Origin of the sequence: Moorena sp. SIO4G3 (genome assembly GCF_010692305.1) — a bacterium.
Taxonomy (GTDB): Bacteria; Cyanobacteriota; Cyanobacteriia; order Cyanobacteriales; family Coleofasciculaceae; genus Moorena; species Moorena producens_A.
In genome coordinates this window covers 1-6,242 of the sequence record NZ_JAAHIG010000465.1, presented here as the reverse complement: position 1 = coordinate 6,242, position 6,242 = coordinate 1, and the positions used below count along the sequence as shown (strand labels likewise).

Here is a 6,242-nt window from a genome sequence, read left to right as displayed (position 1 = left end):
CACTGGAGCAAGCCAAAAGGCCGGTCAAAGACCGAGTTTACCCAGGAGCCGTGTGAGGGGAAACTTTCACGCACGGTTCTGGAGCGGAGGTGCCCCGGATAATACCGGGCATCGACCGTAACAAAGCAATTAACAGACTAGGTAGACAGCACCTTAAAATAAGTAGGCAGCGTGAAGAACATGCCAAGAGACTAGCACGTTGCGTAATCCGTTCGCGTAGCGTCGGCTTCGCCGAATCTAGCGATCTGGTCGCCTATGAAGATTTAAGAGTCAAAAACTTGGTTAAAAACCACTGCCTAGCTAAGTCTATTAATGATGCAGGTTGGTATCAATTTAGAAAATGGATGGAGCATTTTGGCACTAAATTTGGGAAGGTGACGGTTGCAGTAAATCCCGCCTATACCAGTCAAAATTGCTCAGAATGCGGCGAAGTAGTCAAGAAGTCACTATCTACTAGGACTCATGTCTGTAAGTGTGGTTGTAAATTAGACCGAGACCACAACGCCGCAGTCAATATTCTTAAAAAAGCCTTGGGTACGGTGGGGCACACCGGAACCTGGATCTTGGATCCCAACGCTTCGGGAGATCTGACCTCTACTGTTCTTGGTCTCGGCCAGGTTCAGCAAGCCGGATCGTTGAGCGAAGAATCCCCGCGTATGCGCGACCGGGGAGTGTCAACACCATTAAGCTACTATATTGTATTCTTAAATAGTATCCCACTACCATGAAAAAGAAAGTAATTTGGTATATCAAATCTCAAGTTGGAGTTCTGCTTTTTCCCTTAGGTTTATGCTTATTTGGAGAAGCCGTTTCTAAACGAATTGAAGGAGAGCCTTGGTTTTGGTTAGGAACCTTAAGCTTAGTTGTGATTAATGCCGGGATTGGTTTGATGATTGAAAGCGGATTGATATCAGGTTTTCCTAGGGATAACGTTGCCAAAGACGATTCCAAAGAATCAGTTCTAAAGACTGAATAAACTCTTGATTATCTTCCCCTTTATCCCCCTCTACCTTCTGGTTTTAGTTGATTAATTAACTTACCCAAGGATTAGTAGACCTCTTGCAAAAGTATTTTTATGATACTGTTCCCAGATCCGCTGTTCCCAGATCCGCTGTTCCCAGATCCGCTGTTCCCTACTTCTGAAAGAAGTCTAGTTTACCAAGGTAACTTGCTTCCATCCCAGGAGAAAAACTTTCCACTATCCCCTTTATCCAGCTTTTCGATTACCCCCAGTAGTTGAGTAACAGTACGCTCTACTGGGAATAACTTATCAGCAGGTACATTTTTTTGAAAGGGTTTAGAAAGGCGCGTATTGGTTGTACCAGGATGTAAGGTGACAACGATAGTTTGAGGACTTTTTCTACTGTATTCAATTGCTACCGTTCGCATAAACATATTTAAGGCTGCTTTCGATGCTCGATAGCCATACCATCCTCCCAGTTGGTTATCACCAATACTACCAATTTTGGCAGAAATGCTAGCAAAAATACTGCGATCGCTATGACGGAATAATGGTAATAAATGTTTAGCCAGCAGCACTGCTCCAATACTGTTAACCTGGAAGTAACGCATCAAGTGTTCTGAATTAATCTGTTTCAGGCTTTTTTCTGGTTGTAAGCTGCCGTCATGAAGCAATCCAACACAATTAATCACTAAATGGAGTTTGTCTATCTCTACACTAATTTGTTTGACAGCTTCAGATACTTGCAACTCGTCGGTAATATCCATCGATAGACAAACTAATCGATTAGGATAGTTGTTTTCAAGGGCAATTAATTCCGAACTAGAATCACGATGACGATAAGTGCTATAAATCTTGGTAAACCTCTGATCTTGCAGCAACTGTTTGACAAACGCCAGACCAATACCTCCATTGGAACCGATAATTAAGGCATTGGCATTGTTAATTCCATCTATAAACATTTATTAGCGCTCCGCGTAGGGAGTAGGGAGTAGGGAGTAGGGAGTAGGGAGTAGGGGGAATTTTGGGAAGTTTGCGGAGATAGGGCAGATTTTTGTTAAGAGGAATTATCCTGATAGGATTGTAACGCTTAAATTATAGCGTTTCTCGTAGCTATGAGGTACAAATTATTTTTTACCTCTTCCCTCTTCCCTTTTCCCTCTTACCTCTTACCTGCTCCCTGCTCCCTGCTCCCTGCTCCCTAAAAACCATAAATTTATACCTCACAAGTCGTAGAATTGCTATAACAAACAACATTAGCTCAAAATTTGTGCCAAATCTAGTACAAATCCAGGCAATACATCCTCTCCTGACAAGCTACTTGGGGATTGCAAAACCTCCCTATCCTGTCCAGGGCGATAAATTGTTACCTGTTGATTTTGAGGGTCAATTAGCCAACCTAGACGTACACCACAGTCCATGTACTCTTGCATTTTTTCCTGCAACGTCTTGAGGTTGTCATTAGCAGACCGGAGTTCCGCTACAAAATCAGGAGCCATTGGTAATAATTTAGCAGGATCCCGATTAAGGGCTTCTAATCTTTCTCCCCTTACCCAGGAGGCATCAGGAGAACGATTGGCACCATTAGAAAGCCTAAACCCCGTTGAGGAATCAAACGCTAATCCAGTTCCATCACTATCAGCCCAATTGCCCAAACGTTGGGTCAGTCGGCTATTCCGGTTTCCGCTTTTCCATCCCGTTGGTGGCATGATAATTAGTTCTCCCTTGCTGGTACTCTCAAGACGTAAATCTCTATTGTCCTGACAGAGTTGGAAGAACTGTTCATCAGTTAGTTTAATGGTGGGAGCTATGTTGAGAATAAGAGCAGTCATAATTGATAATTATAGCAATTTCGGAGAGGGAATAGGGAATAGGGAATAGGGAATAGGGAATAGGGAATAGGGAATAAGCAACATTAGTAAAGAGCTGGTAGGATTTTTTGATTTTTTGATATTCTACTATAATAGTATGAGTTTTGATTATCGATTTGTAAAGACTATAGTATTAACTATCAGCTATATCCTTAATTATCAAACCTTAGGGTTTAAAAGTACCCACTGAAATATCAACACTAACTGGGTCTTCATTATCCACTAAACCATCGCCATTTTCATCCCAAACAGAAGTGGCAAAAAAACCGCACCGAATATCGATTCCCTGCTCAGAAACTCTCAAAAATAGAGACCCCTGTTTAGTGGCGCATTTAAATTCGGCTTTCTGGACTAGCTCTGGAGCCTTTGTGCGTAATTGAGGCAATACTTTCTGGCACTGTTGGTCAGAGTTAGAGCAAACTAATGGCTTCACAAACGTAGAATCATTGGCTACTAAGGGCAAAACCCCTAACCATGTACCAGTGCGATTGCCATTTCCTAAGGGTTTATCCCAACAAAAAAAACTGACTCGCTGGGGTTGTCCTTGATTCTGAAAAACCTTTAAATTTAAATATTTGCTATCACTACACTCCTTTTCCCATTCAGCTATTTGTTCGGGAAAACTATCGCCAAGGTCAGCTAAAACTTCCTGACATTGGCGTTCACCACAATCTCCTGCTACGTTCCGAGGCTGGGTTTTATCTGCTGGGGTTTCATTAGCACAACCAAGCACAAGCAGAGCAAGTATAATACTAGAAATTGCTAATTTTTTTACTTTCATTTAAAAATTTATTTATAATTATTATTATAGCATTTTCTAGAAATTTTCTTCCTTGCTCCCTGCTCCCTGCTCCCTGCTCCCTGCTCCCTGCTCCCTGCTCCCTGTTCCCAGATCCGCTGTTCCCTGTGCCCTTTGCTATTGCAATTTCAATGTAAATTTGCCATTCTCAATCTACAGAGCAAATCATTCAAAGCATCCTTAGCTGATGGTGCTTCTGGTAACCAACTAGACTCAGAAGCTTCCTCTAATTTACTCTGTAGACGACTATATTCTCCCTCATGAAAGTCAAAATTTGTATCTTCCAATACAGACTTTTCTGCTCCTGCTAGCTTTCGAGCGATTAAATCTGGAATATAAGGTAACTGGAACACCTCATTGAGCTTAACCAAGTTAGTTTCTATTTCCCCAGTTTTCATTAAATGGATACCAGTCAACAGCACCCGATAGACATAAAGCAAGGGTTTGACCCGACATGGACTCATCTTTTGAAACAGTTTCCATTGGGTTCGGGAAAATCCTAGATAATGATGGGCATGGTAGCGAGTAATGCATTGTTTTGCGATCGCTTTTAATTCCTCATGCTCCGGTGTAGTGTGAATAACTAGGGGTGAGTACAGCTGTTCTAGGACATAACCATTCTTTTTCAGCAGCATCTCAAAGAACTTTTTGATATCGTGAGTGACTAGATCCAGTTCTATGGAATCCCGAATTTCCGAAACTTCAATCGTTTCCGGTCCCGGCTCTAGTCCTATAACCTTCTGCACTGGCAGAATGTGACTCCCACGCAAATCATAATCAGAATCTGGTGAAGGGAAACCATACAAATGCGCTCCACTGAGGGTAGCAAATAACAGTGGATGGGGTTGAGTAGAAATTACAGTTAGTAGTGTTTGGTTTAAATTCATATACAGCAGTTTTTAATTGTATCAGGTACAGATTCCTGGGTTTTAGGGAACAGGGAACAGGGAACAGAGAAGAGGAAAGAGGAAAAAAATCCTGAGGTGTGACCCGTGGCGAATTTAATTCTTAATTGGTCAAGCCCACTTATGTACCTAATAGTTATTAAAAACGCTGTATAACTATAGCAATCCGTGTAGGAATTGTGATAATTTTGGTTCCCTATTCCCTACTCCCTACTCCCTACTCCCTACTCCCTACTCCCTACTCCCTACTCCCTGTTCCCTATTCCCTGTTCCCTTTGCCATAAACCCTACTTTGACGTGCTTTAATCAAAAACCCATTAGCTGCTTCATAATCCGGACGTTCTGGCAAATTGGTGTTAGCAAAAGCAGCATCAAACTCTTGATGTAAGCTCAATCGCCAAGCCGTAACCTCATCCCATGGCATTTCATCCCGACGGATGGCTAGGAGTTGTTGCCGATACGCCTCAACTTTCACTGGTACAAATCCCTCTTTCAGGACTGTGATCCCTGAGAGCAATAAACGGATTAAGTGCATAGCATGTTTTAATCGAACTGCTCCTTTAGTCCGAAAATCTTGCTCCATTTTCTTAAATTGGGACATCACATACCCATTATAGGTTTGGTAAACTAACTTAGACAGAAAAATATCTCGAATAGCTAGCAATTCCTCGGCTAGGGGAGTGGCTGTTTCCACTAGTGGTGTGTAGAGACATTCCAACACATTTGGATTAGCTTTCAGTGCCAAAATGATAAACTTTTGAAGCTCCCAGTAGCACTCTTGAGTCTCCTGGTTTTCTAACTGTTCCGGAATTCCATACAAAGACCAGTGAACCACAGCTGGTGGCAGGTAAATACCCCGTCTGTCTGTATCAGAGTTTTCATCATCCAGACCAAATGCTCTCGACCCTACTACACAGCGGTAGATAACATGATCATATAAATTTAACTCTGTGAGTAAGTCTTCCGAGAGCTGTAACCCTTCTTTTTGGAAGTGTTTACGAATACTAAATTCATGGCGACGTAGAGTAACTTCCCTATCATTAGGCAAACGCACTCGATACCCATGGGAATTATCTGTTGGTGCTTTTACTATTACACCGACTGCTCCTGGTACACATAATGTTTCACCCGCAGAGTTTTTAGCAGCCACACGAGTTACAACTTGGGTACCAACTGGCAAGATTAGGTTAGGATTCATTTATTATAAGTTTTTTGTATAAACCCTAGTACAATTTTAATCTATTAAACCACTATAGCATTTTTTACTAAAATACAGCCTTTTTAATAACTATTAAGTACACAAAATTATTTCCCTATGCCCTGATCCGAAGACCCCTAAAACCCAGAGATTTGTAGCTGACCGAACCGAATTGAAAACCGCTGTATCTTAGAGGTTGTATGAGAAGTATCATTTGCTACATCAAAGCCCCCTAAATCCCCCAAGTTTGGGGTACTTTTACCAGCAAATAAATTCTTGTTCCCCCCAGAATTGGGGGGCTAGGGGGGCAAAATTCAGTATCAAAAAACTTTTTAAATATCCTCTTAGGTTTGATGGTAAAAGCAATGGGGTGCATCTCATTGTCTTGATGCAGTCGCTCATGGGGGAAACCACGGCAGTCGCTCATGGTTAGAAGTTACCGTAAGACAGGCTCGCCTTGTCTTGATGCAGTCGCTCATGGGGGAAACCCCCAAGACCGCGCAAATCA

The 6,242-nt window shown here is 42.1% G+C and carries 7 protein-coding genes and 1 pseudogene; 3 read left to right on the top strand and 5 right to left on the bottom strand.

Annotated features, from left to right (window positions below; translation table 11 throughout):
• Positions 1–113 precede the first annotated feature (113 nt).
• Together F6J99_RS40145 and F6J99_RS40140 are read left to right on the top strand one after the other, a co-directional pair.
• Positions 114–728: pseudogene (locus tag F6J99_RS40145) on the top strand (RNA-guided endonuclease TnpB family protein); the annotation flags it as partial.
• On the top strand, positions 725–976 hold the full coding sequence (locus tag F6J99_RS40140; RefSeq protein WP_293121753.1) for a hypothetical protein: 252 nt from the start codon (positions 725–727) through the stop codon (positions 974–976). The pseudogene F6J99_RS40145 and the gene F6J99_RS40140, both read left to right, overlap by 4 nt.
• Positions 977–1,155: 179 nt before the next feature.
• Here the strand turns inward: F6J99_RS40140 and F6J99_RS40135 are convergent, their stop codons facing one another.
• From F6J99_RS40135 to F6J99_RS40125, 3 genes are all read right to left on the bottom strand, one after another.
• Entirely contained in the window at positions 1,156–1,923 is a 768-nt protein-coding gene (locus F6J99_RS40135) for an SDR family NAD(P)-dependent oxidoreductase (protein ID WP_293121751.1), read from the bottom strand.
• A gap of 294 nt (positions 1,924–2,217) precedes the next feature.
• Positions 2,218–2,793, bottom strand: coding sequence for a Uma2 family endonuclease (locus tag F6J99_RS40130; protein ID WP_293121749.1), 576 nt, complete (start codon positions 2,791–2,793; stop codon positions 2,218–2,220).
• A gap of 205 nt (positions 2,794–2,998) precedes the next feature.
• The gene (locus tag F6J99_RS40125; protein WP_293121747.1) at positions 2,999–3,613 is read right to left on the bottom strand and encodes a hypothetical protein; all 615 of its coding nucleotides are present in this window, start codon (positions 3,611–3,613) and stop codon (positions 2,999–3,001) included.
• On the opposite strand from F6J99_RS40125, the gene F6J99_RS40120 reads away from it, so the two are divergent.
• Positions 3,592–3,768 (top strand): hypothetical protein, encoded by a 177-nt coding sequence (locus F6J99_RS40120; protein WP_293121745.1) that lies wholly within the window; start codon positions 3,592–3,594, stop codon positions 3,766–3,768. The two genes, F6J99_RS40125 and F6J99_RS40120, sit on opposite strands and share 22 nt — an antisense overlap.
• On the opposite strand, the gene F6J99_RS40115 is transcribed toward F6J99_RS40120, so the two are convergent.
• Positions 3,760–4,518, bottom strand: coding sequence for a nucleotidyltransferase domain-containing protein (locus tag F6J99_RS40115; RefSeq protein WP_293121743.1), 759 nt, complete (start codon positions 4,516–4,518; stop codon positions 3,760–3,762). The two genes, F6J99_RS40120 and F6J99_RS40115, sit on opposite strands and share 9 nt — an antisense overlap.
• Positions 4,519–4,795: 277 nt before the next feature.
• Positions 4,796–5,734 carry a nucleotidyltransferase domain-containing protein gene (locus F6J99_RS40110; RefSeq protein WP_293121741.1) on the bottom strand — a complete coding sequence of 313 codons (939 nt, stop codon included), beginning with the start codon at positions 5,732–5,734 and terminating at the stop codon, positions 4,796–4,798.
• Positions 5,735–6,242: the final 508 nt, after the last annotated feature.